Annotated in this window: 26 protein-coding genes; 7 read left to right on the top strand and 19 right to left on the bottom strand. The window is 67.1% G+C overall.

Annotation, left to right across the window (positions count from 1 at the left end):
• Positions 1–278: 278 nt before the first annotated feature.
• Positions 279–932: a YdcF family protein gene (locus H5965_RS06965; protein ID WP_310968522.1), complete on the bottom strand. Its 654-nt coding sequence runs from the start codon at positions 930–932 to the stop codon at positions 279–281.
• Positions 933–968: 36 nt separating this feature from the next.
• Complete coding sequence (locus H5965_RS06970; protein WP_310968523.1) at positions 969–2027, bottom strand: helix-turn-helix transcriptional regulator; 1059 nt, start codon at positions 2025–2027, stop codon at positions 969–971.
• Between the two features lie 260 nt (positions 2028–2287).
• Here H5965_RS06970 and H5965_RS06975 point away from each other — a divergent pair, with 260 nt between their 5' ends.
• The 3 genes from H5965_RS06975 to H5965_RS06985 all read left to right on the top strand — a co-directional run bounded on the left by H5965_RS06975 (position 2288) and on the right by H5965_RS06985 (position 5973).
• Positions 2288–3268: a Scr1 family TA system antitoxin-like transcriptional regulator gene (locus H5965_RS06975; protein ID WP_310968524.1), complete on the top strand. Its 981-nt coding sequence runs from the start codon at positions 2288–2290 to the stop codon at positions 3266–3268.
• The gene (locus tag H5965_RS06980) at positions 3265–3528 is read left to right on the top strand and encodes a hypothetical protein (protein WP_310968525.1); all 264 of its coding nucleotides are present in this window, start codon (positions 3265–3267) and stop codon (positions 3526–3528) included. The genes H5965_RS06975 and H5965_RS06980 overlap by 4 nt, the downstream gene beginning before the upstream one ends.
• Positions 3529–3882: 354 nt before the next feature.
• Positions 3883–5973 (top strand): NACHT domain-containing protein, encoded by a 2091-nt coding sequence (locus H5965_RS06985; RefSeq protein ID WP_310968526.1) that lies wholly within the window; start codon positions 3883–3885, stop codon positions 5971–5973.
• Between the two features lie 890 nt (positions 5974–6863).
• Here H5965_RS06985 and H5965_RS06990 read toward each other — a convergent pair.
• From H5965_RS06990 to H5965_RS07000, 3 genes are all read right to left on the bottom strand, one after another.
• Positions 6864–8318, bottom strand: coding sequence for a HEPN domain-containing protein (locus tag H5965_RS06990; RefSeq protein ID WP_310968527.1), 1455 nt, complete (start codon positions 8316–8318; stop codon positions 6864–6866).
• Between the two features lie 780 nt (positions 8319–9098).
• Entirely contained in the window at positions 9099–9713 is a 615-nt protein-coding gene (locus tag H5965_RS06995; RefSeq protein WP_310968528.1) for a hypothetical protein, read from the bottom strand.
• Between the two features lie 94 nt (positions 9714–9807).
• Positions 9808–12549 carry a hypothetical protein gene (locus H5965_RS07000; protein WP_310968529.1) on the bottom strand — a complete coding sequence of 914 codons (2742 nt, stop codon included), beginning with the start codon at positions 12547–12549 and terminating at the stop codon, positions 9808–9810.
• A gap of 104 nt (positions 12550–12653) precedes the next feature.
• Here H5965_RS07000 and H5965_RS07005 point away from each other — a divergent pair, with 104 nt between their 5' ends.
• Positions 12654–12836 carry a hypothetical protein gene (locus H5965_RS07005; protein ID WP_310968530.1) on the top strand — a complete coding sequence of 61 codons (183 nt, stop codon included), beginning with the start codon at positions 12654–12656 and terminating at the stop codon, positions 12834–12836.
• Positions 12837–12968: 132 nt separating this feature from the next.
• On the opposite strand, the gene H5965_RS07010 is transcribed toward H5965_RS07005, so the two are convergent.
• The 5 genes from H5965_RS07010 to H5965_RS07030 are packed head-to-tail and all read right to left on the bottom strand — an operon-like array spanning position 12969 to position 16621.
• On the bottom strand, positions 12969–13892 hold the full coding sequence (locus H5965_RS07010; RefSeq protein WP_310968531.1) for an S-4TM family putative pore-forming effector: 924 nt from the start codon (positions 13890–13892) through the stop codon (positions 12969–12971).
• The gene (locus tag H5965_RS07015) at positions 13889–14773 is read right to left on the bottom strand and encodes a CBASS oligonucleotide cyclase (protein WP_310968532.1); all 885 of its coding nucleotides are present in this window, start codon (positions 14771–14773) and stop codon (positions 13889–13891) included. Before H5965_RS07015 ends, H5965_RS07010 begins: the two co-directional genes overlap by 4 nt.
• Positions 14770–15291 (bottom strand): hypothetical protein, encoded by a 522-nt coding sequence (locus tag H5965_RS07020; RefSeq protein ID WP_310968533.1) that lies wholly within the window; start codon positions 15289–15291, stop codon positions 14770–14772. The genes H5965_RS07015 and H5965_RS07020 overlap by 4 nt, the downstream gene beginning before the upstream one ends.
• Positions 15288–15758 (bottom strand): hypothetical protein, encoded by a 471-nt coding sequence (locus tag H5965_RS07025; RefSeq protein ID WP_310968534.1) that lies wholly within the window; start codon positions 15756–15758, stop codon positions 15288–15290. The genes H5965_RS07020 and H5965_RS07025 overlap by 4 nt, the downstream gene beginning before the upstream one ends.
• Positions 15755–16621 (bottom strand): AAA family ATPase, encoded by an 867-nt coding sequence (locus tag H5965_RS07030; protein WP_310968535.1) that lies wholly within the window; start codon positions 16619–16621, stop codon positions 15755–15757. Before H5965_RS07030 ends, H5965_RS07025 begins: the two co-directional genes overlap by 4 nt.
• Before the next feature lie 244 nt (positions 16622–16865).
• On the opposite strand from H5965_RS07030, the gene H5965_RS07035 reads away from it, so the two are divergent.
• Both H5965_RS07035 and H5965_RS07040 read left to right on the top strand, forming a co-directional pair.
• Complete coding sequence (locus H5965_RS07035; protein ID WP_310968536.1) at positions 16866–17336, top strand: helix-turn-helix transcriptional regulator; 471 nt, start codon at positions 16866–16868, stop codon at positions 17334–17336.
• 19 nt (positions 17337–17355) lie between these two features.
• Positions 17356–17949: an ImmA/IrrE family metallo-endopeptidase gene (locus H5965_RS07040; RefSeq protein WP_310968537.1), complete on the top strand. Its 594-nt coding sequence runs from the start codon at positions 17356–17358 to the stop codon at positions 17947–17949.
• A 41-nt stretch (positions 17950–17990) separates the two neighbouring features.
• Here H5965_RS07040 and H5965_RS07045 read toward each other — a convergent pair whose 3' ends face one another.
• Together H5965_RS07045 and H5965_RS07050 are read right to left on the bottom strand one after the other, a co-directional pair.
• Positions 17991–18716 carry a hypothetical protein gene (locus H5965_RS07045; RefSeq protein WP_310968538.1) on the bottom strand — a complete coding sequence of 242 codons (726 nt, stop codon included), beginning with the start codon at positions 18714–18716 and terminating at the stop codon, positions 17991–17993.
• A gap of 164 nt (positions 18717–18880) precedes the next feature.
• On the bottom strand, positions 18881–19261 hold the full coding sequence (locus H5965_RS07050; protein WP_310968539.1) for a hypothetical protein: 381 nt from the start codon (positions 19259–19261) through the stop codon (positions 18881–18883).
• A 171-nt stretch (positions 19262–19432) separates the two neighbouring features.
• On the opposite strand from H5965_RS07050, the gene H5965_RS07055 reads away from it, so the two are divergent.
• Positions 19433–20236 (top strand): zinc ribbon domain-containing protein, encoded by an 804-nt coding sequence (locus tag H5965_RS07055; protein WP_310968540.1) that lies wholly within the window; start codon positions 19433–19435, stop codon positions 20234–20236.
• Here H5965_RS07055 and H5965_RS07060 read toward each other — a convergent pair.
• The 7 genes from H5965_RS07060 to H5965_RS07090 all read right to left on the bottom strand — a co-directional run bounded on the left by H5965_RS07060 (position 20225) and on the right by H5965_RS07090 (position 26236).
• Entirely contained in the window at positions 20225–20725 is a 501-nt protein-coding gene (locus H5965_RS07060) for a protein DA1 (RefSeq protein WP_310968541.1), read from the bottom strand. The two genes, H5965_RS07055 and H5965_RS07060, sit on opposite strands and share 12 nt — an antisense overlap.
• Before the next feature lie 233 nt (positions 20726–20958).
• A complete protein-coding gene (locus H5965_RS07065) occupies positions 20959–21933 on the bottom strand; it encodes a hypothetical protein (RefSeq protein WP_310968542.1) in 975 nt (324 codons plus the stop codon).
• Positions 21930–22904 (bottom strand): protein phosphatase 2C domain-containing protein, encoded by a 975-nt coding sequence (locus H5965_RS07070; protein WP_310968543.1) that lies wholly within the window; start codon positions 22902–22904, stop codon positions 21930–21932. The genes H5965_RS07065 and H5965_RS07070 overlap by 4 nt, the downstream gene beginning before the upstream one ends.
• Positions 22901–23638: a VWA domain-containing protein gene (locus H5965_RS07075; RefSeq protein WP_310968544.1), complete on the bottom strand. Its 738-nt coding sequence runs from the start codon at positions 23636–23638 to the stop codon at positions 22901–22903. The genes H5965_RS07070 and H5965_RS07075 overlap by 4 nt, the downstream gene beginning before the upstream one ends.
• A gap of 20 nt (positions 23639–23658) precedes the next feature.
• On the bottom strand, positions 23659–25365 hold the full coding sequence (locus tag H5965_RS07080) for an Hsp70 family protein (RefSeq protein WP_310968545.1): 1707 nt from the start codon (positions 25363–25365) through the stop codon (positions 23659–23661).
• Positions 25362–25829, bottom strand: coding sequence for a hypothetical protein (locus H5965_RS07085; protein ID WP_310968546.1), 468 nt, complete (start codon positions 25827–25829; stop codon positions 25362–25364). The genes H5965_RS07080 and H5965_RS07085 overlap by 4 nt, the downstream gene beginning before the upstream one ends.
• On the bottom strand, positions 25826–26236 hold the full coding sequence (locus H5965_RS07090) for a hypothetical protein (protein WP_310968547.1): 411 nt from the start codon (positions 26234–26236) through the stop codon (positions 25826–25828). Before H5965_RS07090 ends, H5965_RS07085 begins: the two co-directional genes overlap by 4 nt.
• Position 26237 lies beyond the last annotated feature (1 nt).

Genomic DNA, 26237 nt, shown 5'->3' on the forward strand with positions numbered 1-26237 from the left:
AGCACTGATCGCCCTGGCCCGCCGCCTGGTCGACGTCATCTGGGCGCTGCTGCGCGACGGCCGCGAGTTTCACCCCTCACCACCGATCACGGCCGCAACCGCTGCTTGACACAGTCATTGAGACTCCCCACCGCCGTCGAAACTCGCCCGGCAGGCCCCCCTACTTGGAAGAACCACGGTATGCCCGCTCCGTGTCCATGTGGACACAAGTAGCGACAGATCACCCAATCGCAGCACGGCCGTGACGGTCCGCTACTGACTTGATCGACTTCTGCCGATCAGAGCAGGCGGCTGTTGAATCCCGCCGCGACCAGGCGATCGAAGGCGGCGGCCACGGCGGGCGGCACCGGCTGCTCGATGGCGAAGCCACGTTCGGGGTAGATCATCACCCGCTGCAGATCGCCGATCATCATGTCGACGACCTCGGCGGCGTCGCCGATCGTCTTGACGTACTCCTCCAGCGTCAGCGGCGCCGACGTGCACGTCACCGCGACTTCAGGCCACAGCCGCCGGCACGTCGCGAACGCCCGCCGCTCCATGTACGGCATCGAGATGAGGAGCACGGAGTCCGATGTCAGCCCGGCCCCGATGAGCAGGTCGCGGGAGAGCGTGATGTTGGCGCCGGTGTTCGCGGCCTCAGGCTCGACCAGGATGACGGTGTCCGGCACGCCCAGCTCCAAGGCGCGCTCGCGGAAGTGGACGGCTTCGCCGCGCGGGAAGATGGCGGCGGTGTCCCGGCTGGTCGCACCGGTGAAGACGACGGTCTGGAACATGCCGCGGTGGTACAGCTCGGCTGCGTACTCGGCGACGCCGATGTCGTTGCATCCCAGCGCGATGGCGACGTCGCACGCAGAAATCTCGTGGTGGACCTGGTGGAAGTCCCACACGAGCTCGGCGTCCTGCCATTCCACATCGGTAAGTTGCCGCGTCACGGCGCGTTCGTACTCCCTCGGGTCGCGTGCGCGGGCTTACGCCTGGCGTTCGTACGCGCGGCGAATGCCCGAGATGGCCTGTAGCTGGTGCATCATCCCGTACTGCGTCGAGGTCGCGGCGGCGCCCTCCAGCAGCTTGAGCCCGCTATCGGCCGTGGCGGGGTCGGACAGCAGGAGGTGGCCGTGCGCGGTGTCGAGGCGAACGCGCTGCATGGGTGCGTCGCCGGGCCGGTGGTCGAGCGCCACTTGGAAGGCGACGCCGGCTTGGCTTAGGTCGCCATCACCACGGTGCGCCAGGGCCAGCTTCTGGAACGCCACCGACCAGTCCTGCGGCTCTTCAAGAGCCTCGAACCGCTGGATAGCGGGCTTGATGAAGGTGATGGCGTCCGCGTTCCGGCCTGCCTTGCTGAGCGCGGTCCCGACCCAAAGCTGGGCACGGGTGCGGTCGCGGGCGTCGAGGCGGGTGTCCGTGGCCAGCTGCCGGTACTGCTCGGCGGCGGGCTCATGGTTGCCGCCCATCTCGTCGAGGACCGCCAGCTGGAGTTCGAGCTGCGCGACCCGCCGGTCGGCACCGAGCTCGCGGAAGACCGCCATGGCGCGGCCATAGCTCTGCCGGGCGGACATCGGTCCGGTGAGGACGCCTTGGTCCTGACGCAGATCACCGAGAAGCCGTAGCGACCGGCCGTAGAGGTAGAGCCCGCGGTCATCGCCGCTGGGAACCAGCCGGCCGGTCCAGCGATCCAGCAGGAGCTTCGCCAGATGGAACTCCTGCCGACCGAGGCAGACGGCGACCCGATCCAGGTCGTCGGCCCAGGTCTCGTAGTCGACGCTCGGACCGGACACCACGTCCGTGTCCAACGCCGAAGAGGAAGCGGGCTCCGCGACAGTGCCTTCGGCCAGCAGGTCTTCGAGGCCGCGCAACGTGACATCGAGAATCCTTGCCAGCTTCGGCCGCTTGTAAGGCATCGGCTCCGACTTGCCACGTTCCCACTGCCCGACGGTGGTGGTGTCGAGGCCCAGCTCGACGGCCAGCGTCTCCTGGGTGTAGCCGGCAGCCTTCCGAGCGCGGATGAGCCCGTGGCGCCGCGTTCCCATGATTCACTCCTTCGATCACGGCCTAAGGTCATCAGATTACCGCAGGTCAGAGGCTTGAACGCAAGATCTCCCCCAGGTTCGCACCGGATGTACGCCCTGGCGATTCAGCTGTACCACACGCGAAAGTCGATTTCGGCACCCCGGTGACTGGTCGACCGCCTCACCTCCCCTCCGAGGCAACGGGCGAACCCGTACAGCTCGACAACCTGTGCGAACCCTGGCCGCCGGGGTGCCACCCAAGACCGGCCACAACTGAACCCATGACCGAGCAACAGAACTCAGACGGCGAGCCCGCGTGCGCTCGCGAATGGCCGAGCGAGGAGGACCTGGCTCTGTACGTGCTGCTCAGCCGCGTACTCCATGGCCTTCGTCGCCTGCCTGGAACTCCTTTCACCACCGAACGTAAAAGCAAGGATCAAGTCATGACCTGGAATCGCAAGCCAGCCGTACTCGCCGTCGGCATCGGACTGCGCGACGCCCGCGAGCGTCGGAAGATCGGGCTCCGGGAGTTGGCTGGCATGCTGGGAATCAGCGCCCAGAAGTTGTCGAGCGTGGAGCTCGGCACAAGGAAACCCGACGCAAAACTGGCCTCCCGCATTCTCGGCTGTCTTCGGGTCACCGGAGCCGAGTTCGACCAGGTCATGCAGATCGCGGAGCAAGTCGATACCTCGAACTTCGTCGACCAGTCCGCATCCCCACTGATCGATCTCTTGTGGACGTACGAGCAGCTTTCGAGCCGCATCGTGGAGTGGGCGCCATTCTGCATTCCCGATCTGCTGATGCCGCGACCGTGCCCGGCCGCAACCGGCCGCGACATTGGGGTGCAGTCTGAGCGCCGCGACCAGGAGCTGCTTCACCGCCAGTGCCGTCGACAGACGATGGAGCAGGGTGGACGCCGATACGTTTTCCTGATCGGCGACCAGGCTCTGCGCCTGACCTGCACCGAATCCGACGGGGCTGAGCAGCAGATCAAGTTACTCCGAGAAGCAGGACGCCACAAAGATGTCACGGTGCTGGTCGTCCCATCCGGGCCGAGTTCCGCGGCCGCCTTCACCCTGTTCGAGGACGGCCCCGAGCCGCTCGCAGTCGCTCTCAGGCACAGCCATTGCACGACGTACGGCACGGACAAGTCCGTGTTGGGCCGATACCACGACACCGCGAAGGCGCTGCTGGGGCGCGCCTTCACCCATCCGGTCACGATCGAAGCCTGGCTCGACTCCCTCCAAGCCCGGGCGTCATGATGGTCGCCGCCGTCATCTACGTCGACCCGCAGACGATCCAGCCGGTCCTCAACGGCAAGTGGCATCGCATGGATATCACTGCGGTGCCACGACCGGGAGACACCGTCACCATGCTCTGCGGCGAGTCCGGCGCGGCGGAGTTCAAGCTCTTGGGTCAACGTCGAGCCGACCGCATCCACCAGCAATGCGAGTCCTGCGACGATGTCTTGCGGCGACGGGAGGGAATCCCCTTACGGCGCGACCGGATCGGCCGCCGCTGAGGAGCCACCAGAACCGAGCAGCGTTCTCCGGCCAGACGATCACGACGTCCAGTCCCTGGTTCCTTGCCGCCTCGACAACTTCCGCGGTGCCACTGCTTCCGCCGGACTGCTCCGCCGTCCCAGGCCGCGATCATATCGTCCACGATGGACAGGGCGTGTCCGCTGGCTGCCGGTCCGGGGTCGACAGCGGGCGGTGCCACGAACGGAGCGTCGGCGACGGGTTCGTCGCGGTCGGTTTATCGACGTTCAGAAAGATCGCGATGGTGCCGACGACTGCGTACTCCAGCGATGCCTATCCACGCCGGGGCGGGGGCTAGTCCAACCATCCGGCAGGTTTGTTGTCACAATGTTCCGATGGGTTCTCGAGTATGGTCGTCTCGGTCTGCGGTTTTGGCCACCGCCGGCCTGACGATCACCACTGCCGGTCTCGCGTGTCTGACGTGGTGGCTGCTGGGCAAGGGCAACGACGGCGCCGGGATCGCGAACGTGCTGGCGCTGCCGTTGACGGCAATGGGCCTGGTAGCGACGTTGTGGGGCCTCAAGTCCCGGCCAGCGCCGGACACGCCGGAGGTGCTGGATGCCGCAGCCCGCGCAGCGCTGAACCGGATCATCGCCGCCGAATCAAGCACACTGCAGCGGCTGATCGGTGACAGCGGCGACGCGCAGGCCGCGGACATCGATTTTGCGCAGCCGGAGCCCGTCGACGTCCGTTGGCGCACGGACGGCGGCCCACAGGAGGGCTCGTCGTCGACGATCACCGACTTCTACGCCACCCTCGACCGCGGGCGCCTGGTCATTCTCGGGGAACCAGGCGCTGGCAAGTCCGTGCTCGCCATTCGCCTGCTGCTCGACATCGCGAAAGCCGAACACCGCAAGATTGCTTCCTCGAGCCGAGCACCGGCGCGGATCCGAGTCCCCGTGCGACTGAGCCTGTCAGCCTTCCCCTGGCCGCCCGACAGCAACCCGGACACCGTCCGGAATCGGCTCGACCGCTGGGTGGCCGACCACCTGCGGAATGTGCACGGTGTCCAGATCGCGGTAGCTCTCGAACTGGTTCGCGCCGGCTGGGTTCTCCCGCTTTTCGACGGTCTCGACGAGATGAGCGCTGACGGCAGCCGTGCAGCACTGACGCTGCAAGCACTGAATCTTCCGCGGGGCCCCGACCGCTGGGCCGTAGTACTGACCAGCCGCCCGGGCTCGTACGGCGCGGGCGCCCGTGACACGTGGCTTCAGGACGCGACGGTCGTCGAGCTTCGCCCGCTCGTCCGGACCCAGGTGATCGACTGGCTCGCCCACCGCTTCCCCGCTCCAGCCTTGCCGGGCGGGGTCGAGAAGCGCTGGCAACCCGTGATCACCCGGATTCGCCAGCATCCTCGCGGGCGGCTCGCAACCCTGTTGAGCTCTCCATTGTACCTCTACCTCGCGGCTTCGAGTTACCACGATAGGCACAGCACGCCTCGCGAACTGGTGCAGCTCGACGCGGAGCAACTCCGCAATCACCTGTTCGAGCGACTTGTGCCGGCAGTGGTCGCGGATCATCCGCGCCGCGACGGTACCCGCTACGCGGCGGCCAACGTCGAGCGCTGGCTGCGCACCTTCGCGGCACATTTGGTAATCGTCGGCGAAGCCGGTGGTTCGGACTCGGACCTGCACCTCCATGAGCTACCGAAGTCGAGTCGGAAACGCCGCTCGAAACTGTGGTGGATCGCCGTGGCGCTGGCGGGCGTCGTGGGGTTTTACGTCATCACCCAGCTCCTTGGTGCCCTCATGTCACTCTCAAGCACACCGACGAAGGGACTTGAAACGGGCGGGTGGATCGGCTTCTTGACCACCGCCGGTGTCGGCGTTCACTACATCCTTTACGGCAACGGCAACCCGTGGCGGCTCTTGCGGATCGAGCCGCGACAAGCATTGACCCGACGTGGGCTGCGGGCGCTCGCCTTCGGGCTGTTCCTGGGACTCGTTGCAGGCATCTCCTTCGGGTTTGGCGCAGGTGAGATCGTCGGTCTCCCCATCGGGTTGCCGCTGGGCCTGGCCGCCGGTCTTGCACTGGGGCTGACGAGGGGCCTCAGTACGGTTCCAGCCACCGCCGCTCGTCCGAGTGATCCGCTCCGGCAGTCTCTCGTCCACGACCTGACGTTCCCAGTGGTGTTCGTGACCACCGTCGCCATCTTCGCGGGCCCCCTGCTCAGCCTCACGTTCAGCACGTTCGTAGTCGTGATCGCGGCACTTGGGTCGCCATGGCCGCGCTACGTCCGGACAGTCCTGGCCCTCGCTCGTCGTGGCGCCCTGCCTGCTCGGCCCGGGCGGTTCCTCGATTGGGCCTACGACGCCGGTTTAGTCCGCATGTCCGGGACAGCCACGCAATTCCGGCACCGTGAGCTGCAAGACCACTTGCTGGCCGCACGACCCGCGCCCTCGAGCAACGAACACTCGCCCGCGTGAAAGGAGCAGGTCCCTTTCAGCCGTCGACCCGGGAGCTGTAGCCCGCTGTCCGGACCGCTCGGACGCTGACCAATGGTACCCCGCAACATCGCTCGTGCCACTCGGCGCTCCAGCACACAGGCGAGCCTCATCCGACGGGTTCCCGACGGTCGCCAGTGACTCGACCTGCGGTCGCATCAGCTCGGCTGAACGCTATATATGGACAAAGTGCCCGGCCGTGCGCAGAGTACGGGCAGACCTTCCGGGACCCGCAATCCACGGGCAGTCATTCACTTAATAGCGTGACACCTAGAGCTCTAGCCAGCAAATCGGCGGCTCCATCAGCACGGCGCTCCTGACCACGTCGCCTCGTCGGCCACGACCGACTACCTGACTTCGCACCAGCCCAGCGCGCAGGCCGCGGCGCAGGGCGGGCTCGAGGGGCTACACGGCCGCCCCTGGCGTGGGGCTCCGGGTTCTTCGTGGTCGGTGCGCTGATCGCGGCGATCCTGATTCCGAACCGGGGCTCTGGTGCCGCCCGAGGGCGAGCCCTTGATGGCCCACTAGTGTCGGCAGTGGAACCGCGGAACGCGTCGTCGAGCGGAACGGGCAGCGCCCGCTGATCGGGCTGCCTCCCATCCGGCCCGGCACCCGTCGCGCTCATGCTGTGGTCCGGCGGCGAAGCCGTCGACGACCGCGTGGCCGCCAGCGATGGGCTGTGGGCCGTCGGCGACGTCACCGGGCAGTGGAACCTGACCCACGTCGGCGAATACCCAGGGCCGAGTGGCGGCGGCGAACATCCTCGGCCGCCCGCGAATGCTCTACGGATTTACCGAACTACCCTAATATCAGCCGCAACCTCGGTTGCGTGTCTTCCAATCAGGGCCGGCGCGTACTATTTTCACGTGCACCTACTCACCAGCCCGGGATACATAAATGCGCGGAAGACTCTCGACAGCCCGACCGAGAAATAGTCGATAGGCACTAACTCTCTCCAATTGCTTGGCAAGGTAACTTTCCGAAATGCCCGCCTCCAGTAACAATACACAACGAAGCAACCATCGCAATGATTCGATCACCGTGAACAGCGTGTCAATATTTTCCTCGGTCAGAAATCCACTAGCAGTTCGATGAGCATAGCTATTACGTGCCTTACTGACTTCAGCGGCCCAGCGGTTCGTCTTGCCGGTGATCTCTGGAGCGCAGCCACGCACACGTTCCGCGAGTTGTTTTAGTCGCGCAGGGTAGCCTGGCTCTGCCAGATGCGTGAGCATGCCACCGATAATGTTGCGTACGCGTTCCTCTTCATCGGCGACGGCTTCTCCAAGCGCCGCACGCACGCGATCAAGGGTTTTCTGATCCAGACGAACTTCGCTAGGAAACAGCTTGGCATGAAGACCTTCAGCAACAGTCGCCATCTCTAGAAGCTCAGTTTCGAGGTGCACTGTCTGCTGCTTCGCCGAAAAACGTGCCACTACAGGCGGCAACGGCCCCAGCACAGCAACCTTGTCCAGCCAGTTACCAAGGGCCCCTAAACCGATTTTTGGTAAGTATGCGACAGGCTCGCCAATGTCACCATCAGTGGGCTCAGCCTGCAACCAGCCGCCTGTTACTTGCATCCAGTTGCCACCATCAACGGTCAGCTTAATATTGGATAGTTTACTCTGCACGCCAAGGCAAAGCGTCACAAAACTTTCAAGCGGCCGTAGAACCGTCCGTGAAATCTCCTCCCATGTCATCTTTGGAAGCTGTTCGACGCAGATCCAAACATCGCGACGTAACGCACCACCCGCCACCGAGAGAGGCGGAATTGACAGACTCTGCCCAATAGTCAGCTGGCCACCATTAGCGAGCGACACCGATTCAACAGACGGCTCTTCGTAGGATAACTTGAACTTCTTCTTATCTTCCGATATTTCGAGCGCAAAACCTTTCAATCCCGCCCACTCATCGAGATGGTGCAGTCGCACGCGGGCACCGGTAAACTCCTGATCCACACCCGACACATGGGCGCCGACCATAACCCTAAGCGGCATCAGGATATGCTCCTGCGGCCCCCTAAGGCGTCCGACAGTTGAATTGACAGTCCGACATTCGATAGCCGTGACTCGCCCAAGCATCCCACCAAGATGACCATGAATAGTCAACAGAAGGTCTACGCTTGGCGATTCAATAATCTCCCAGCTTGAGTTCTCGATCCCCGGAACCGGCACATAGCTTGGCCCGGGACGCAGGTCATCGAACAACTGGATACGAATACCAGTCTCGTCGCGATACATGCGACCGCGAGCAACCTTGTCTTCCTGGCCGGCGACCCAGAACTCACCATAGACGTCGAACGCCCGGTTAATATCAATTCGACTCAAGCTACCTCCCTGTAGACCGATCCCGCGTCAACCTCGATCATCTCACATCATCGGCAGAATCCAACTGATAAGTCCACCTTCAGAAACCCACGCAGTACCGGTGTCACGAGATCCGCGGAACCCTCCACCAAAACGTGACCGCCAGGGAACCCCAGGCGCCTACGGCCAGGGGACTGATGGAGGATCCGATCGATCTCGTCCCGGATCGGCCGGACGGCCGACTGCGCCTCACAGCTCCGTTCCGGCCCCACCCACCCCGAACCCCGCACGCTGGATCCTCGCCTACGACAACTACGGCCCCGTCACGACTGCCGGAACGGCCATGTGCGCAGGCAACCCCAGTCGCCCGGAATCCATGCCCAGCGGAACGGTGACCCAACGATTCGTCGTCGGCCCTGGGATCGTCTACCTCGACACCGCGACGGTGCAAATCGACCGGAACGTCTCCATGACAGTCCACGCCACGCTCGCGGTGAACGGCGGCGCACAAAGCACCAACGACCAGACACCCAAACGGCGACACGGTCTTCACCTTCGCCCGAACCGCAGTCCATCAGGGCGACCAGGTCACGCTGACGCTGACCTGGAGCGGCACCGCAGGCAAGCTCGACACCATCTACACCACCGGGAACCCACTGAACTCCCACGTGACGATCGCCCTGATTGGAACTCCACGTTCACCATGGACACCGCCAGCACCGGGTTGCGGGCTACGGTGTCGGGGTGGAGCGCCTGAATCGTCTCCCATTTAGGCATCTGGTCGCTTCGGTTGCCCCACGATCAGCTGGGTTCGGCGCCGGGTTCGGGAACTTCGCCGCGTGCCACCGCGGCCTCGTACGCGGCGTTCTCCTCCTGGATGGCCGCGAACGCCAGCGCCGATGAGTCGTATATCTGGTGCAACCTCACCAGGTCGGCCGAGGCGACCCGAGGTTCACCTCGCATGCATTGACCGAGTACGCCGATCCCGGCGTCGCACGCCACGTGAACGAGTTCCACAGCCCGATGGACTCCCAGATCGTTGAATGAGCCGAACGTGGCCAATGATCCGAGCACCTTGTGGACGACGCCGATGTCGAACCGCACCGTCGGGTCGCCGAGGTACTCGATTGCGCGGCCCAACACCTCGTACTGCGCTCGCACCTCGTCCAGCGTCCCGGCCGGAAGGGGGCCCTTCCACGACGCGACCTCCTTATGGTGTCGGCGCAGAAACCGCAACGCTGCAATCGCATCGTCGACGCGCTCTCGGGCGTGCGCGGTGATCGCACGCTCCCGTTCGAAGTTCTGCTGGGCCTCCTGGTCCTTTCGCGACCGGCGTCCGCCCCACCATCCACCGAATCCGGCCGTGATGGACGCCCCCACCACGGTCCCCGTCGGTGCCAGCCACTCCCACGCCATCGTCAGCACTCCCACCTATTCGCGCCCGGCCAGTATCCAGTCCTGTCGCTACCGCAGCACTGCTGGCCGGCGGCTCGATGCTGCGCCGCGGGCGTCAGCGGAGGTCGGCCCAGCTCCAGCGAGCTGCGGGCGATCCATCCGGTTCGCGGCCGTATGGGTACCGCCTGGCGACATCCGGGAGCAGCCGAGTGCAGGCAGCGAAGTTTCCCGCGTCGGCGATCCGCCATGCCAGGCGGGCAGTCAGGCCAGGCGCGCCGACCTGCTCCAGTGTGGGCAGGACCACGCGGCGGACATACTTGCTGTACCAAGGCCCGCACTCGACGACCACCCGCGCCATCACAGCCTCAGCTGCGGCCCCTGGGCCCAGTTCACGACTCAGCGCGCACAGTTTGTTGATGTCCGGGGGGAGCTGATCAACGTCGATCCGCCGGATCAGCATCTGTCGAGCATCGTGGTGGCCGCCGGCGCGCAGGTGCCACAGCAGCGCGAGCAGGCGATCGATGTCGGACATATCCGCGGTCTGTATAGCTACAACCGCGTCGTGAGCGGCAAGGGCACCCCACTCGTCCGCGAACTGCTCGGCTACGTCCTCCGCTTGCAGGAGGACGCTGAGGCTGATCGTCTGCCGATGAGGCCGCGGAGGCGGGGGCGGCGGTTCGGGATCGAGCCGCAGGCGATCGTTGATCTCTGACGGCAGATGAGCCAGCAGCGCATCCCGGTTGATGTTCCAAGCGCGCAACCGGCTATCGGTGTTGACCCTGGCGATGACGGCGGAGACCTGTTCGAAAAGACCCAGGCTGTGCAGTACGCGCAGCAGAGTCACAGCATCGGTGAGACTGTCGCACGGCAAGGTGGTCACGTCGGTGCACTCGATCAGGTACCGGGCCTCGTCCACGAAGCCGTTGTCGTGGAGTACTTCCAGCAGCCGGATGACTGCTTGGAGCTCGTCGGTCGAGGTCAAGGCCAGGACGTAGCTGCTGATCGTTTGCCGGAACCCAGCGACGGCCAGCGGATGCACGAACCACGCGAGGTAGGGCACGTCTTGGGCTAGCACGCGTTCGGCGAGGGTCTCCGCCTCGTCGTGGTCCAGCCGGGCCAGCGGTGCGACGATGGCGGCGTCTGCCGGTAGTAGTAGTCGGGGGTGACGGGCGAGAAAGTCAGCTGTCGCGGTGGCGTCGCCCAGTTCGGCCAGCCGCGCGACAAAGCGAGTGATGTCCCGGTCGGCCAGGTCAGCAGTTCGTGCTACCCGCTGGTAGAGCAAAGTGCGTTCCTCGGCGTTCCGACGTCGGGCCAGTTCCTCGCCGAGTTCGTCGATCTGGCGGAGGTTGGTGGCTGGTGTGTGCTCGACGACCCAGCGTGCGACGGCAGCGTCGGCGTCGGGGACGTGACGCAGGAGCACAGCCGGGTGTGCGGGCCAGCCTGCAGTGAGCGCGGCTTTGCGCAGTCCGGCGCCGATGCGGTAGAGGCCATAGCCGTCGGCACGGTCGGCCAGTGTGGCTTGTTCGAGGGGTGAACCGTACCGCTGGGCCGCTGACCAGAACTCTTCGTGCGGGATGATGGTCCGCCGTTCGGCGCTGCCCAGCTCTTCCAGGTAGGGAGCGACGCGAAGCTCAGTGGGCTCGCTCGGCGTGCGGGTACGCGGCCCGGCCACGCGCAGTGGTCCTGGCAGACCGCGGACGGGGGCGCGCGCTTCAGCCAGCGCCTCCGGTAGCCAGTCCTGACCGCGGACCTGCTCCCACTCAGCCTCTGTCGGATAGCCGGTGGCGGCGTCGGCGAGGATATCCAGCCGCAGCGGCTCAGGCAGGCCGAGTCGACGGGCATCGATGGCCGCGGTGATCAATGCCCTGGTCATGGGGAGGCCGTGCTGGTAGACGTCGATCAGGGCGGGCACCCCGGCCAGGTACTGGGTGATCTCCGTACCTGCCTCGGCGGCGGCGCGGGCCAGGCGCGGGTCGGCGGCCGCGGCGGCATCCCACTCGGACGGGTCCAGCGGCGTGAACTCCTCCGGGATACGGACGACCGGGCCGGTCAGGAGCCGCTCAGCTGCCGTGCGCTCGCCGTCGCGGATGTCCCGCCAGTCTTCGTGCCACATCTGTGCCAGCACCGTCACCGGCCTCCGCGCCGGGTCGGCGACGACCTCAGTCAGGGCCTCTGCGTGCTCCTCGGATAGCTGGGTCCGCGTGTCATCGAGCCAGATCACGGTGCGCGGCTCGATCCGGGCCAGCTCTGACCAGTCCCCGGGCCGCCACACCCGCCAACCTGTGTCCAGTTCACGGATCGCTTCCCAGGCGGAACGGGACTTCCCGGTCGACGACCCACCCACCAGCGCGATCACCCCGCCGGTGCGAACTGCTTGGCGGAGCCGGGCATCGTGGGCGCGGCGGACGTAGCGCGGCAACCCGGCCGGATTATCGGTCCCAGCGTCGACTGCCTGCTTCACTCCAAGTTGCAGCGGGTCACACCGCTCGACCGGCATCCCAGGCCTTGCCGCGGCGAGCACCTGCTGTGCGGCGCCGCGGACCACCGCGTCCCGGGTGCCGCGCGCGCGGGCGATGTTCTCGGCGAGGTAGGCGGCTTCCCAGCGATTCCTCGTGGTCAGCACGTCCAATTCGGGTGTCAGGCAGTTGTGCCGCGTGGCCGCAGTGCGGATCGCGTCCACCAGAGCCACGAGCGGATCGACGTTCTGGGGAAACGACTTGACGTCCAGCCATTTGGTTACAGTCGTGGCCGATACACCTGCTGCTTTGGCCAAGCTCCGAACCGACGCCCGGTCGCCAAGTTCATCCCGCGCGCGGGCGAGCTGGGCCATCAGCTTGGCGTAGTCGGGCTGCTCCATGTGCACACCCTAAGGGTGAGCAGGGCGAGGTGAGCACCGCTTGCGGCCACGGTAGAACGCTGAACACTCCCGGAGCGGACATGTTCGCGGCCACCGTCGCGGCCATGACGATGAACGCCATCTTGGTTCTCCTGCTCGCTCTGTCCGGGGCCTTCAACATCGGGTTGGTCGCCGGGTGTCTGGCCCGCGCGTCCGGCAAGGCTCTGGCCGCCGCCGCGCTGGTCGGCGGCGGCGTCGCACTGACCGTCCTGACGGTGTTCTTCACCGCGGTCTCCGCCTACCACTAACCAACGGATCGGGTCCGGCAGTCGCCTCGGAAACCGGGGCGGCTGCCAGCCCGTCTGTACGACCCGACGCCCGAGGACCCACGGCGACACCGCCGATCGGGCAGCACCTCGACTTGCCACCTACTCAGCGTGTCAGGTTTTCGGCAGCGTTCTCCGGAGGGCAGTTGCACCTGCCGCGGTCTTCGCTTGTGATAATGCTTTTCGGAACTGGTAGAACCGACGTGGAACTCTCGGGCCGTCGCGACGAAGTAAGTACGCGGCGTCCTGAATCTCACGGCACTGCTCCTCCACAAGGCTGTCCGGGGCATCGCGGTGCTGCTGCCAGATGTCGTGGATCTTGTGCTCCACCTGTTGCCTGCTGGTGGCGTGCCGGAGGTGAAGGCGAGACTGCTCAACGGAGTCCAGCAGCGCAGGCGCGGAAGGCAAGAAGACCTTCACCAGGTAGCTGGCCAAGCTGAAGTCGACGATCAGCCCGACGATCAGCCCGACCACGAGCCAGGTGATCCCCAGGCTGAGAATCGTCAGCCCGTAGGCGCGATGGTCACCCTTGCTCCAGATCATGCTTTGTCGTTGGCACAACAGAACGTCAGCGGGCCACGGCGTGTCACCGAGCTCAATGCTGTACCAGTTGATGAACTCGCGGTCGTCGTCGATGTGGCGCGCGGCATCGGCGACGTCTTCAGGCGATGGCGCCCGGCCGGCAAGCGCGGAATTCCACCGAAGATGAAAAAGCTCAGTGTCGTACAGCTCCTGCGTGCGTACCGCCTCGAGCGTCGCGCGCTGCTCGGCCCAGCTCAGCACTGTCCGGCCGACGATCAGCCAAGCCGCGCCGACGGTACCCACCACTCCGGCTGCCGCGGGAACCAGCAGGGAGAGCGTGGGGCCGACGGTCGCGAGCATCAGGGTGCCGGTGGTTCTGACGCGTCGCCACCGGGATCCGACCCGGTAGAGGTGGCTGTAGGCGAAGAGCCGATGCAGGTGCTCGGGTTCGTCCTGCCGCCTGGTGATGTCGGCAGACTCACCAGGCGGTACCGGACCGGAACGCGGCGCGGTCACGACAGCGGGAACAGCGGGCCGAAGAGGTCCCGCCATGCCTTGAGCGCGTCGCCGGTCCGTCCCTGGCGCTCCAGATTGATCGCTTTGGTGCACGCGGCTTCCGCGTCGCGCAGTGCCCGGCGCGCGCGGTCCATCTTGAGCGGATCGGCGTCCAGGGGGCCGGACACGTCGGGACCGAGCTTGGCTGGGTCCGACCAGCCCTCCGCGATCCGGGCCGCGGCGCTGGCGAAGAACTGGCGCAGTTCGCGTCGGTGATCACCCGTCCACGGGCCGTCGATCAGGTTGAGGGCCATGACCTCGATGAGGAACGAGGGCTCGATCGGGTGGTCGTGTTCGTCGTTCCACTTCTTGACCATCTTGACCAGCGGCTTCCACTGCTCGGAGAAGGCCTGGTTGGCCGCTGTGGCGAGTTCGCGGTGGATCTCGGGGTTGGTGTAGATCCACTCGCCGAGCACGTCGTCCGGGATCAGGTAGTGGTCCTCGTGCTCGAAGGCCGGCACCACGTCGAAGGACACGACCTCGTCGCTGACGTCGTCGACGATCTTCACGCCGAAGTCCACGCGGACGGCGAACCGGTCGCACGTGACCCGATCGTCGCCGTAGATCGGCGCCAGCACGCTGCGGATCAGCTCGAGGATGTCATGCGGGTGCCGGTCGAGGTAGCTGATGTCGCGCAGGACGATCATGATGTCGACATCGCGCAGGGGCTTCGTCTTCGTGTGTCTGCGGTATGCGCCGGTCAGGAAATCCTTCTCGATGTCCAGCGCGGCGTCGAGTTCGCCGCGCAGCCGGCGCTGCCGAGAACTGGCGGACCTGTCTTCGCGGTCGGTGGTCTCCAGGCGCCCGCGGAACTTGCGGAGAGCCTCGTTCGGCGTGATCACGGGGTGCCCCTGCGGTAGTAGGACAGGTTGGCTCCGAGGCTTCCGCCGCCGAGGGCAGTGCCGGCGGAGTGGCGGGTGAACCCGTCGGTGGACCTGAAGGTGGTACCGCTCCAGCCGGTGACGGGCGGGTAGCCGTCGGCGGTGTCGGCGACGAGGCGGTAGTCGCAGGTCGACGGGTAGCTGCCGTTCTTCCGCACGGTGTACGCGACGGTGTCGGGGTCGAGCCACAGTTCGCCGTCGCCGTCGGAGTAGTAGTCGTACTCGATGGTGAAGTCGAACCGCCCGACGAGGTCGGAGTTCTTCGGCTTCGCGGGGTCGTAGACCTCGAGCACGAGTGCGCGGAGGTGGCCCGAGCCGAGCCAGGTAGCGACCCCGCGTTCGAGCACCTCCCACTGGTTGATGATCTTGGTCGTCGGCAGGCCGCTTGCCCGGATGATCTGGCGCAGGCCGCGCAGCATCCCGGTGGCGACGTGGGTCGTCGAGTAGACCGCGGTGTTGACGCGGACGCCGGTGGTCATGGGCGCTCCAGCTCGTCGTAATTGATCGTGAATGTGCCGGGCGCGCTGGCACAGGCCGGAGCCGCCGCGGCCGTGATGCCGTCGGCGAGATCGCGGACCTCGATCTCCGGGTGCTTCTCCAGGAGGTCGCGCATCTCGTCGATGTCCTCGGCCGCGCACGGCAGCGACAGCGACCAGCCGGCTTCGACGAGGGGCCAGGTCGCCAGGGGCGGCGGCTCCTCCCCTTCGAGAGCCAAGGCGCCGTGAGCGGTGTAGATGCGTACCCGCTCGCCGCGGGCGGGCTTGACGACGATCGGAGCGAGGCTGGTGTACTCCTCCGCGATCAGCGTGGCCGCGACGCCGGTGACCGCGGTCAGCTTGGCTTGTGCCTCTTGGCCAGCCTCGGTGAGCAGGCCAACGATGGTCTCCCAGGTCTGCACGGACGTACGGATCGGGGTCGAGGGGACGGTGCGGACGATGACGCTCATGCCCATCCTCCTCGAGACCGGAGCACGTCCAGCAGATCCGCTGGGGTGACCCGGTCCGGGTCCCCCTGGGCGCCCGGCCGGACGGAGCAGGCCGCGGCGACGGCCTTACGCAGCTGTCGACCATCGAGCCCCTCGGCCACTTCAGCAGCGGTGTCCAGGACCTCGGGGGCGAGTAGTGACTCTGCCCCCGGGAACGCCGCGGCCACCGCGGCGATGGTGCGCTCCAAGATTTCCCGGCGGGCTGACGCGTCCGGCAGCGGCACCGTGAAGACACGGTCGGCGCGGGAGGACAAGGCGGGGTCGATTGCGTCCGCGAAGTTGGTCGTCGCGATGATCAGCACGTTGGTGTGGCGCCGCGCGAGACGGTCCAGCCCGACCAGGCCAGCGTCCACGGCGCGGTGCACGTCGATCGGATTGGTCTCCATCGAGAGCGCGGCGCGGTTGGTGAACAGCGTCTCGACCTCGTCGATGAGCACCACGAGCGGACCGGCCTGCGCAAGCTCGTCGAGCTGGGTACCCATGAGCTGCTCAACGGCTCGCTGGCTTCGTCCCAAGGCTGAGCTCGCGAGGCCGTGGGGGTCGATCTCGACGAACACCCACGGCTCGCCGGTCAGCGTCCGGGCGACCTTGTCCGCCAGGCCGCGGGCGACGGTGGTCTTCCCGACGCCGGGCGGCCCGGACAGCAGCAGCACTCCGTGCAGGGGCAGCTCGTCGAACGGCACCGCGCTCCGCAGGCGCGTCGAAGCGATCGCGGACCTGGCCATCTCCCCCTTCATGCCGTCGGGCAGCACGATGGCCGCCCATGACTCCGCGAGGTCCGGATCCGGCAGCAGCCGAGCATCCGCGATGCCCGGCGACGCCACATCCGGCAGCCGCCGAGATGTTGTGACTTGCGTCATAATGGCCCCTATAAGTACTGGTGAGCACCCTGACGAAGTTGCCTCCAGGCGGCTCAACCCTACGGATTGGCGACGACTGTACGCCTTGTACCGTGCGCGGTACAAGCTGGGTCAGCCAGGCGTGTCGCACCACAGGAGCTCACGGAAAGCAAGGTGCCGGTAGCGTGATCGCGAGAACGGCAAGGACGACCAGCTGGAGGAGGTGTTCGTGCAGGAGCCGATCGACATCGAGACCTTGGGCAGGCTCGTGAAGGAGGAGCGCGAGCGGCGAGGTCGGCTCAGTCTTCGTGCCGCGGCCGAACAGGCCGAGGTCCCGTTCAACACGCTCGCCCGCGTCGAGAAAGGCGACCTGCCAGATCTGGCGAACTTCCGACGTATCGTCGAGTGGCTAGGGCTTTCTCCCGAGCGGTTCTTCCAACCGCCCAAAGTGCGGACGCAGACCACGCCCGAGTTGATCGCCCAGCACCTGGCCGACGACCCGAACCTCACCCCGGCGGCTGCAGACCGGATCGCAGGCTTGGTCCGAGATCTCTACGAGACCCTCGCCGACAAGGACGATGGTGTACGAGTTCACTTGCGAGCAGCCCAGACGTTCAAGCCCGCCGCGTCGCGCAAACTGGCCGGCCTGCTGACGGCAATGCAGAAACGTCTCGAGTCCACGCCTTCGGCGAGCAGCTGAAGCGAAGCTGGGACCAACGATGCGAAGAGGCTTTAAGTCCGAAGCGGAGCGCCTTGCTGACCGAACCCGTGAGGAACTCGGGCTCGCTCCCACCGACCACCTTCCTATTCGGGATCTCGCCACCTTCCTCGGTGTCCCCGTCTACGCGGCGGATGAACTGGTGGATCCGGCAGAGCTCGACGAGCTCGACCAGTTACAGCCAGGCGCGTTCTCCGCGGCGACCTTCCATCTCCCGGACGGCGGGATCGTCGTCGTCAACAACCCGAAGAACTCTGCGGCACGCACAAACAGCGACATCGCCCACGAGCTCGCGCATCTGTTGCTCAATCACGACGTCCGCGACATTCAGCAACTCGCCGGCGAGACCTTCTTCACCTGTAACCCGGAGCAGGAAACCGAGGCCAACTGGCTGGCCGGCTGCCTCTTGCTGCCCCGCGCGTTGCTCCTCCGTGAGGCATATGCCGACTCCTCGGCAGAAACTATTGCGGAGAAGTACGAGGTCAGCGTGCAAATGGCGCGGTACCGCCTGAACACCAGCGGAGTCATGCTCCAGGTCCGCCGAGCCCGCTCCTCGCGCCCCAGCCAAGGTCGTACTGGTCGGCAAGCTCGCTGATATCGGGTCAGCCACGACCGGTGAGGCGGATCGGTCACCGCTCACCGATGGCCAGTCGCACCGACCGGCGCGTTCTCGCGCCTAACCACCGCGACGAGATCCCGCGAAGTCACTGCGCCGACCCGAAGCTGCTTCCGCAGAGTTTCCGCAGAGATGGGACGTCGGAAGCGCCGCCAGTGTTCAGCGTCGGCCTGCCGGGCGCGCTCCACGAGCTCTTCGCGGAGGTCGACAACCCCGCGGGCTATTCGTTCCACCCGCTTGTCGCACCGCGGGCCTGTCGAGTTCGTTGCCTCCTGTTCGAGGCTGCCGCTCACCAGCTCCGTGAACGAAGGCTCGGCGAGCGCCGCTGGTCGTAGAGCGGAACTCTCTGCAGCCAACGCGCGAAGGAGGCCTGGCCCCGCCTCAGCCCACCCGATCAGCAGGAGCGGGCCGACCGAGTCGAACGCGGCCTTGCCCCACTGGCCAGCGAACACCGGGTCGGCGACGTTCAATAACAGGGTCACCGCGCTCGCCGCCAGCAACAGGTGCCGCGCCGGCCGTAACACGGCATCGCTGGCCCCGGACAGGGCCAGATGCCGCGTACCGACCAGCAACCCCAGCACCGTCAAGTCGACAGCCGGCGCCACGAGGGGTGCCACGAACACCGGCACCTGCAGTTTCAACGCCAGGTTCAACACATTCCCGAACCCGAACATGAAGGTGAGCCCGATGACCAGGCCCATCGTCGCCGTGACGAACCGAGCAACCGCCTGCGAGTTGGCGCTCATGACCGGCCTCCTCCGAGGTCCGGGAGCTCGAAGCTTGCCTCGACCGCCAACGTGCCGACGTAAAGCCCCTGGTCAGGCCCGTTCCCTTCCTTTGGCAATCCTGCCGGGGGCACCCTTCAGGCTCGTCGACGATGCGCGGCCGGCTCGGCTGCGGAGCGTGTGCGTCAACCGGCTGCGGTGTTGAGGCTCTTGGCCAGCTCCGCGGTGATCTTCCGCTTCTTCCGCCACACCAGTTGCGCGTGGTGCATCATGCCGTAACGAGTGGTGAACCGGGACGTCCAGATCTCCACACCGCACCTGCTGGCACCGTCCGGGGTGAACGCGACCGAAACGACGGGGGCGCGGACTCTCAGTTTCGGCTGGAAGTTGAGATCACCTTCCCCGGAAATGCGGTTCCAGGTGATGTTGAAACAAGCCGCCACGACTTCTGCGGCCGCCTGCTCGGACATCGCCACCTCCACCACGGCGTGCCGGCGTGCTTCCACCTGGACGAAAATCGCCCATCCCAGGACCGCGAAGACAACCAGCATCCAGAAGACTTCCATTTTTTGTCACCTTTCGTGAGCTCACTTCCTCACTGCTGCCGAGTAGTCGTCCGGAGTGGCCGGATCGTTGCACCGGGATGCGCGAAATCCGCACCGGGACCCGTAACGTTATGTCGACACCGGCGACTTCGAACAAGAAACCCAGTATCGACGGCAGAAGGTGCGTCTGGCATGACAGAAAAATGCCGGGAATGCGGCGAAGACCTGCGCGACAACGCCAGATTCTGCGTCGGCTGCGGAGCGTCGGTTCCGCGCGGAGCCGAGGCTCCGGCCGACCGGACGGCACCCCCTGCGGACGCGCCGTCGGTGACCCTCCAGCCACCGCCTGCGCCTCCCTACCCGTCGGCGCCGGCCCCGGCTCGGGTCACCGCGGGCCCCGGGCTGAGCCAGGGAGCGAAAACCGCGATCGCCGTGGGCATCTGCGCCTTGGTCGTGGGCTCGGTGGTCGCGATCTCCGCCGGCAGCGGCAGCAACCGGCCCGCACCGGGCGGCTCAGGTGGCAGCGGCGCCTTCGCCGGCGGCGCGACGTCTTCGCGAACTCTGGTCACGGAAACGATTCCTGCTCCTGCCACGGAAACCACGAGCGCGACACCCACCGACGCCCGAACCCTGCTGCAGCGGCAGGTCGAGCAGGACCGGTCCTCGGTGGAGCAGCTCGTCGGCTCCTGGCTGCCGCAGCTGTCCGCGAAGAAGCCGGGCACCCTCCCCAACGGCACCACACACGACTACGACACGATCTGGGCCGACTTCCTCGCCAACCGGCAGCTGCATCCCGACGCCCTGCTGCTGTGGTCCGGTGACTACTCCAGCTTCCGGTACGCGGACTTCTGGATCACCGTGGTGCCCCAGCAGTTCAGCGACGGCGCCTCGGCCAACGCGTGGTGTGATTCGTACGAGATCCCCAAGGACGACTGCTACGCGAAACGGCTGATGCACACGGGCGGATACGCCGGCAACACGATGCTACGCAAATGAGGTGCCGGGGAGTTCGCCGTCGCGCACCAGTGCCTCGAGAACCGCGGTCAACCCGAACCGGAGAAGGCACGTGCGCACCGTACGGAACCCGGCTCCGTATACCGGATCGGGATTGATCTTCATCCGCTCCCTGATGCTGTCGGCGAACGGCGATCCGAGATCGCGGAGAACGCCGTAGGCCAGCGCTTCGGAAATTCCTTCCGCCAATTCCGGCCGGAGCGTTCCCCGCCGCCGCTGCCCGATCCAGGCGTGCCCGAATTCGTGCGCCGCGACCCGGTGGAAGACTTCCGGCGGCAGGCCCGCCGCGATCCGGATGCCGGTGACCTGCCCGAGCCCGTCCTTCGGATAGCCGAGGGTCGTCGCTCCCATGGTGTGGCCACGTTGGCCGCCCATCTCGAGCAGCTCGGACAGGGGCACGAGCAGCACCTTGACGGGTTCCCGCAGAACCAGGCCGCGCCGCGACAGCGATTCCCGCACCCGGGCGAGCACCGGTGCGACCTGGTGCCGGTGGTCGATCGCGCCGCGGGCGCAGACGTCACATCGGAGCAGCCCGCTTCCGAGGTCGTGCCAGGTCGCCGGCTTCGTCTGCACGCGGCGTTCGCAGAAGGCGCAGATGACACTCTCGTGGTGGGCCGCACAGCTGAGGTCACCGCGCAACCCGAGTGCGGCCATGCCGTTCACCATCACGCCGCACACCGTGCAGTGGACCGGTTCCCCGAGCGTCACAGTGCCGGGACCCAACGGCCGGTCCCGGGATCACGTCGCCATCCCGTTGTCGTCGTCACCGGGACCTGCTGCGGCACCGGAGCGTCCTTGACCTGGGCGGGCACGGCACCCAGACCGGTCCTGTCCGCGAAGTAGGACTCCCACTCGGCTGCCTGCGGCCGGAGCCTGCCCAGATCGGCCAGCGCCGCACCGAGCAGGCGCCGGCCCTCGGTGTCCAAGACGGACCGCAGCCTCTGAGGACTGCGGGAGGTGCTCGCCTGCGGTCCCGGCGAGAGCGTCCGGAGGATGAACAGGCCCAGCTTGTACAAATCGGTCGCCTGAGTGAGGACCGCTCCCTCCGGAGGGGCCCAGTCCGGCGCGTTGAGCTGCCGGACGACCGGGGCGGAACCCCGGATCCGGACCGCGTCGCAGTCGACCAGCATCACCGAAGGCGTCGCACCGGTTCGGAAGAGCTCGTTCTTCGCGTTGATGTCACCGAAGACCAGACCGTTCTCGTGCAGCAGCGCCAGGGCCCCGGCCAGATCGCGGCAGACGGCGAGCCGCTCGGTCGTGTCCGGGAACGCCAACCCGGCGCGGGCGGCGAGCTCGGGCCCGATGAACAGGCTCTGCACTTCGCGCGGCAGCGTGCTCACCTTGCCGCTCGGCAGGCGCCGGTGGTCGAAGAACGAACCGGGAATCAGCGGCATCACGACGCCGCAGATGGCTCCCCGGTCGATGACGACGCGGGCGGGCCAAGACGCGATCTCGTCGAGCCGGGCGCGCACCGGCGCGGCCAGCTTGCTGCGGGCGCGGACGATCGCGCGAAGACCGTGGGGCGGCTGGTGCCCGACGTGGTAGTGCTTGTAGACCACCTCGCCGGCGACGTCGGGGAGCCGCAACGAGGGCAGCCGGTGCACCGTCGCCTGGCCGCCCTTGCCGAGCCGATCGCCCAGATCACCGAGGTCCGCGCGATCGATCTCGTCGTCGCTCATGATCCGGCGGACGGCCAGACCGCCAGCGCGGTGCGGTCGTCGTCGTAGGAGCGCCGCGCGAAGTCGACCTGCGCCGCGAAGTTGAGCGGGGTGGGTGGCGTGGCCCAGCACCGCGAGAGGAAGGCGCCCACCTCGCCCGTGCCGTTCCCGAGCGCGTCGCCGACGCCGTCGGTCATCAAGACCAGCGCGCTGCCCGGGCCGAACCGGGCGATCACCGCCTCCGGCGCGACCGCGGGCACCACCGGGATGGCGGCGGTCGCGCTCGACGCCACGACGCTGTCCGAATTCTTCACGTGCTGCAACGGCGTCCACGCGACGTCGGCCGCCGGGGTGAGCAACCACGCCGACGTGTCGCCCAGCGTCACGACGTGCGCGGTGTGCTCACCGTCGTCACCCGTTTCCAGGTCGATCACGGCGAAAAGCGCGGTGGAAGCCAGGTAACGACCTGCCTCGCGGGGATCGGTGCCCAGCGGGACGTCGCCGTTGCGGTGGGCGATCCCCTGAGCCGCCGACACCGTCCGGGAGACGAGCTTTTCCAGCACCAGCAACCAGTCGAGCTTCTCCGGGGGCACCGCGGCGAGCTGCTCCACCAGGTTCTGGCAGCCGGCCCGCGTCACGATCTCCGCGGCGAGGTGGGAGTACTCGCAGGCGGAGACACCGTCGGCGACGCACGCCACGAGGTATCGCCCGTCTTCGCTCAGCATCCGGGCGTAGGCGTCCTGTCGCACGGTGCCGTAGAAGCGGTGCGACAACCCTCGGACGCTCGCGGCCCGCAGCGCCAGCCCGGTTCCGCCACGATCGTCGTGCACCTGGTCCGCGTCGACGACGTAAGCGGGCACGTCCGGGAACCGCTGATCGAGCTTGGGCTTGACCGCGTCGAAGGCGCGCCCCGGGTCGCCGATCCGGACCGGCTCGACCGGCTCGAACGGCGGAGCGGGCTCGGCGACGCTCTCGTCGAGGTGGTGGGTCACAGGAAATCCCCGTCCGCGTTCGCCGCCGTGATCCCGCTCGGCAGGTCGGCGGGGTCGGGGTGGATCAGCCCGGAGTCTCCGCCGGCCAGGTTCGCTCCGGAGCTGAGCACGCTCGACACCATGATCTCGGCCATGCCCGCGATGGCCTGGGCCGGGTTGTTCCCCTCGTTCATCAGGTACATCCGGCTCTGCTTGGCGCCGGTGGACGGGTGCACCAGCCGCCGCAGGACCTGCGGGTCGGCGTCCTTCACGCCGAACGGGATGACGTTCGGGTACATCGCGAAGCCGACGCCCGCCTGGCGGTCGTACTCGGTGAGTTCCCGGAACGCACTGGTCCATTCGTCCTCGGTGTCGGTGGGCACCCCGTCGGTCAGGAAGAACACCGCCGGCCGGTGGACGCTGAACCCGTCGGCCTTGAGCTGGGTCACGTTCGCCTCGATCTCCTTGCGCAGCAGGCGGAACGCCGCAGCGTAGGAGGTCGCGCCCCGGCACGCCAGCCCCGGCAGGACGACGTCGGGGTCGAGGACGTCGCACAGCGGCAGGCGCACCTGGGCGTCGCCGGCGAAGTCGATCAGCGCGAACCGGATCTTGTCGGTCAGGATCGGATCCTTCGCCAGCGCGTCCGACAGCTCCGGCATGATGTTGTTGGCGGTCTGCAGCTGCTCCCCGTCCATCGACCACGAAACGTCGATGACAAGGTAGAACGGCAGGATCTTGGCGCGTTCCTCGGGCATGGTTCCTTCTTTCGATCGGGTCAGAACAGGTAGGCGTACTGGCGGAGCTTGCGTTCGAGGGCCTCGCGGCACTCGTCGGACGCCGCGCCGACGGATCGCTCGAGGTCCGCGCACAACGCTTCGAGCCGTTCCCCCTCGTCCTCCCCGACGAACGGGACCACCTTGTTCCGCGCCCGTTCGAGGAGGTGGACCGTCGCGCTGTCCAATGCGGGGACGGGCACCGGCGACGGCAGGGCGGCGGGCTGGTGCCCGGATTCGACCGTCGTCCGGACCCGGTTCGCGAGGTCGATCAGCTTCGACTTGTCCTTGGTGACGCCGAACGAGACGTCGTCGCGCAGCATCACCCGGCCGGTCCTCGTGTTGGTGACCGTGATGTGCAGGATCCCGTCGACGTTGTACTCGTACCCGATGTCGAACGCGTTCTCCTGCTGGCTCAGGTCCGGGTCGACGTCGATGCTCCACTCCTTCAGCACCACGTTGTCCGGATCGGACACGTCCTTGTCCGGATCGCCTTCGATCACCCGTACCAGGACGCTCCGCTGTCCCTGGACCGCCGGGATGTAGTTGTCGCTCTCCTTGGCGGGCAGCTGGCGGTTGCGCGGGATCAGCACGCTGAACCGCGGCCGCTGGTTGTCGTCGTGCACGATCGTGCCGAGTGCGTGTTCCGTGGACACGAAGAAGTCCTTGTCCAACTGGCCGAGCAGGATCGCGGACGCGATGGCGGCACCCTGCGCCACCGCGGTCATCGGGTCGCACCCCGTCGCCGGCTCACGGCCGACGGTCTCCGACACGAGCCGCCGGGCGGCCGGGATCTTGCTGCTGCCGCCCACCATCACCAGCTGGTCGATGCCGTCCGGACCGATCTGGAGGTCGCGCAGGCACTGCAGGATCGGCTGCCGCGCCTCCTCGAGGAGCCGGCGGATCGCATTCTCGAACAGCAGGCGGTCGACTTGGACGTAGCCGCCGTCCGGCAGGCGCAGGTTCGTCTCCTCCTGGGCGGACAACAGGATCTTCGCCCGCTCGACCTCCAGCCGGAACTGCGCCTCCTGCGCCGGCGACCACGAAGGAGGACGCGGCAGCAGGCCGCGGATCGCCAGCCCGAACGCCTCGTCCAGGTCGACGCCGCCGGAGCGGGGGATGCCCTTGGACGCCCGTTCGATGAAGACGCCTTCGATCGTCTCGAGGACGGTGACGTCGAGCGTCCCGCCGCCCCAGTCGAACACCAGGATGTTCTGGTCACGGCGGGCGTCGACGGCGTAGGCCATCGCGGCGGCGGTCGGCTCGTTGACGAGCGCTTGGACGTCGATGCCGGCCAGTCCGGCGCAGAGTTTCGTGCGGTAGCGGGCCAGGCCGCGGCTGTTCGCGGGGATCGTCACGACCGCGCGGTCGACTTCGACGCCGGCCGAAGCGTTGCGCAGGTGGGCGAACAACAGCGCGGCGGCTTCCTCGACAGAAACCCGCGAACCGCCGATGTCGACGAACTCCTCGGTGGCGAACAGCCGCTTGACGGTCTCGAGCTTGCCTTCCTGCTGTCTCTTCGCCGCCCAGCCGAACGTCGTCCGATGCCCGTCCGGGGAAACCCCGACGACCGAGGGCATCACCTTGTCGAACCCGAGCTGTTCCCACTCACCCGGAGGCGAGTCGATGGACAGCACTTCGACCTCGCGGCCGTTCCACTGGGCCAGGACGGAATTGGTCGTGCCGAAGTCGATGCCGTAGGGGTTCACGACCGCACCTCGTGCTCTCCCGCGTGCCGCGCGGTGGACAGGCGCGAGACCCGCTCGGTCTGCCCCATCACGACGGGGCGGCCCGTGGCTTCGTCGACGAAGGCGTGCCGCAGGATTCGCAGGTCCTCCCCTTCGCCGCCGAGCTCGTCGTAGTACCGCGAGTCGGCCGGGTCGGGCCAGCGCACCAGCCCCGCCTGGGTGAGCCATTCTTCGACGACCGGTCCGAGCTGCGGAGCCTGGTTCTGCGCGGCCTCAGCGAAGACCGCGAGCTGCCTCAGGTGGGCTGTCCGCTCCTGGGCGGCCGCGACGATCTGGCGCCGCAACCCGTCGTAGGCGTCGACGGACAGCGCCGAGGAAGGTTCGCGGACGATGGTCGCCACCTCGATGCGTTCGATCGAGCGGCTGATCCGGTCGAGTGATCGCTCGACCTCGGACAGCCGCGCGAGAAGCGTGCGTCGGGTCATGACTCGTTCCCTTCAGGAGTGCGATAGCCGTAGTCGAAGGTGGTCGTCGCCCGGATGACCGTGGCGACCAGCTCACCGACGTCCTTCGCGAGCTCGTCGGCGAGGACCGCGCGGTCCTCGTCCGAGGTCTCGGTCGTCCGCGGGAGCTTGATCGGCGGAACGGCGAACAGACCGTGCGCGAGAGGGCGGAAAACCGCCGGGTTGGCAGGCACCCGGTAGACGCTGACGTCGTCCGCGGCCGTGCTCGCCCTGCTCTGCACCTCGTGCAGAGCCCAGTTCAGGTCTTCGATGCCGACCGGGCCGCCGGCGGCCCGGCGCACCCGCCGGGCCGCGCGGGCGAACTGACGGCGAGCGAGGTCGGGCGGGGTGCCGTAGTCGACCCCGAGCAGCAGGTAGGGGTTGCGCATG

The organism is Amycolatopsis sp. 505 (assembly GCF_031625235.1).
GTDB lineage: Bacteria > Actinomycetota > Actinomycetes > Mycobacteriales > Pseudonocardiaceae > Amycolatopsis.